Origin of the sequence: Paraburkholderia sp. RL17-373-BIF-A (assembly GCF_046030175.1) — a bacterium.
GTDB lineage: Bacteria > Pseudomonadota > Gammaproteobacteria > Burkholderiales > Burkholderiaceae > Paraburkholderia.
Genome location: NZ_JARESO010000186.1, coordinates 1 through 2,704, shown reverse-complemented (window position 1 = coordinate 2,704; position 2,704 = coordinate 1). Strand labels below are relative to the sequence as shown.

The following is a 2,704-nucleotide window of genomic DNA, read 5'->3' as shown; positions in this document are numbered from 1 at the left end:
GAGGTCCCGGTCGACGGCGTGATGGCCGACGGTGCGTACTACAGCATTGAACGCACTGAGGCCTGGTCTCGCTGCGGCGTGCTGCCGGTCATTCCGCCACCGGCCCATGCTGTGATCCATGGCAAGGCAGAAACAGGCTGGCACGACCAGATTGTGGGCTACATTTCAGGAAAAGGGCATCCATGCGTTTCGCAACAAATATGGCTACGGCAAGCGCTCTCTCGTCGAGGCGCAGATCTCGCGCATCAAGGGCCGTATCGGTGCGCGTCTGCTGACGCGCAGGATCGAGTCGCAACAGCACGAAGGCCGGATCATCGCCAACCTGCTGAACCTGTGGAATTCCTTCGGCAGGTGCGTTTGCGTCAAAAATGGATAGTTGCGTCCGCAACATGTAGACACCTGGTCTTCCGAACAAAGCCCATCGGATCCGCACGCCGATGATCGCCAAACTCTCCTATTCGATCTGCTCGATTCCAGCCAGTTGCCAACCGCTTTCCGGCGTCTGTTTGACCAAATTCCAGATTTCCTCGAACCGGTGAGCTGCATCATCAAAGCCTTCGCGCATCAGACCATGGAATTTCACGCTCGCTAGCTGCTCGACGCCATGACTCGCAGTACTCAGCAGCTCGGCGTGAAGTTCTACTACATCGGTGCGATTGGGGCTGCTTCCGCGACCTTCCAGATCCAACCTTATTTCCGCAAACATCTGCGGCGTCGCCAATTCGAACAGGTCTCCCTGATCATTTTTGTCCCACGCTGCCTGCAGGCGAACGAATAACACTTTGGCCTCACGCAGGAATCCATTGCGATCGAACCCAAAAGGTAGCACGCCCGCGTCCTGTGATAGCTGCGCGCTACCGCTCGCCGCGGCGGCAACTTCTGACGTTTGGGACGCGCGTTGGATGGGTTGAGAAAACTCACACGCTTGTGTGCCGTCGGGATACGCGACCACAGGGCGCCGCTTGCGCGTGATAAAGCGATAAAGTGCCACTATCGCGAATATCGCGAGTCCGATCAGCAGTGCATTGGAAAGCATCTGGGCCAGTCCTTCAGCCAATCCGAAATGGGACAGCAGGGCTGCGATGCCCAAGCCGGCCGCAAGGCCGGCGAGCGGGCCCATCCAACGGTTGCGCGCGGGGGCGCCTGTGCTGGGAGGGGCCTGCGGAGACTGCGCTTGCTGCGCGCGCTGCGATGATTGACCACCCGGCACCTGCGCTGGCGCCGTTTGTGATTGGCGGCCCATGCTGCGATTTTTGCCGATTCGTTGGGCTTCAGCGCTCAGGGGAGCGAGTGCGCCAAACGCCAGCGCAGCAATTATCCCCATTGTTGCGAGCCGCTTGCCGGAGAATGCCGTCAGACGCTGGCGGAGGAGCTTTAAAAGCGGGGCCATATTATTTGCCTTGTGTGCAGGAAAACTGTCGCCGACAATAACTATTAGTAAATATTACGAATGATATTGCGGCAGTTCGACGCGGATTGCGCCGTTGGGTGTCAAGATGAAACTCTGCCAAGGAACATTTCGGCCTGGACGCGAGACCACTGAATCGATGGGCCGAAGTTCGCGGAGACTCAAATATGCTCCGTGTCGCGGGATCGGGATGGGCCGTCAACGCATCGGGTTGCGCCGCGAATGAATAGCATTGCGCAACTGGCTAGCACGATCCAGATGCAGAGACATATGGTCAGCGTGTTCATTTTTTCAGCAGACCCCGAGGGAGACAGACTTCGATCATCGGTCCTGCGATGAAGATCGGGTCCGTCAGTCGCTGTTTCCGGGCAAAAACTTGCCGACGCGCGCGCCCGAACACATCGCTGGTTCAGCGCCTGTCGTACGGACTGCGTATCGAACACGGCGCGCGCGCCTGCCAGGCCATAGCCGCACAGCAGCACGTATTCGATGTCTGTGAAGTCCCGATATTTGCCTGTATCTGCAAGGCGGAATACCTCGTGTAGAACGATCGCGTTCCACGCAGGAGTTTGAGGTCCGTCAGCTATCATGATTTTCGAGAGTTGCGATTCTTAAAAATGTGTAGGTCCACCAACGTACCGAAACACTGTTAGCTGAGAATTAACGCGAATGCGGCTGAAGGAATAGCTGGTACAAGCTCAGGCAAATGCGAAGTTCAGGCGGTAGAAAAATTAGCCGCAAGTTAACTGCGGCCTTAACCAACGAGACAAAACGGAGTTCGCCGCTTCATGGTGCCGGAAACTGAGCGCTGAGGCTGTTTGAAAAAGCCGGCAATTTCAGGTTTCCGCGTAGTTTGTCACAAGGGGGGCTGGCACTCGCATCTATTCCGCGGTGACTGGAAAATGTCGCCCGCCAATCTGGTTGCGTCAAGCGCCAGCGCAAAACGAAAAAGAAGCCGCAGGCGAGCCGCAGCTTTCCAAACTCGACGATGAGCGATAGTCTGGAGGACCATCGCCGTGAATGTTAAGGCAATCGCTCGGCGCCGCTATCGAAAAGCGACTCCATTTTGCGATTGCGCCAAACGATGCAGTAAGTTGGCGCGATGGATTGCCTTTGCGTGTAATTTGAAAGGTTTCGGTTGAATATCGGAAGAACGGCCAGCGTCACCTGCATTAGTATCCGCCAACTTACGCCCATCATCGAGGGGCGGTTTTGGGCCTCTAGCTCATGATGGTTAGAGCAGTGGATTCATAATCCATTGGTGCCGTGTTCGACTCACGGGAGGCCCACCAGATC

General features: G+C 56.7%; 2 protein-coding genes and 1 tRNA gene. 1 reads left to right on the top strand and 2 read right to left on the bottom strand.

Annotated features, from left to right (window positions below; all coding sequences use genetic code 11):
- Positions 1 to 88 precede the first annotated feature (88 nt).
- Together P0D80_RS49350 and P0D80_RS49345 are read right to left on the bottom strand one after the other, a co-directional pair.
- Complete coding sequence (locus P0D80_RS49350) at positions 89 to 448, bottom strand: hypothetical protein (protein ID WP_408295817.1); 360 nt, start codon at positions 446 to 448, stop codon at positions 89 to 91.
- A gap of 6 nt (positions 449 to 454) precedes the next feature.
- Positions 455 to 1,390, bottom strand: coding sequence for a Tim44 domain-containing protein (locus P0D80_RS49345; protein WP_408295814.1), 936 nt, complete (start codon positions 1,388 to 1,390; stop codon positions 455 to 457).
- Positions 1,391 to 2,622: 1,232 nt separating this feature from the next.
- Between P0D80_RS49345 and P0D80_RS49340 the strand changes: the two genes are divergently transcribed.
- Positions 2,623 to 2,700 (top strand) — tRNA-Met (locus P0D80_RS49340).
- The last annotated feature ends 4 nt before the right edge of the window (positions 2,701 to 2,704 follow it).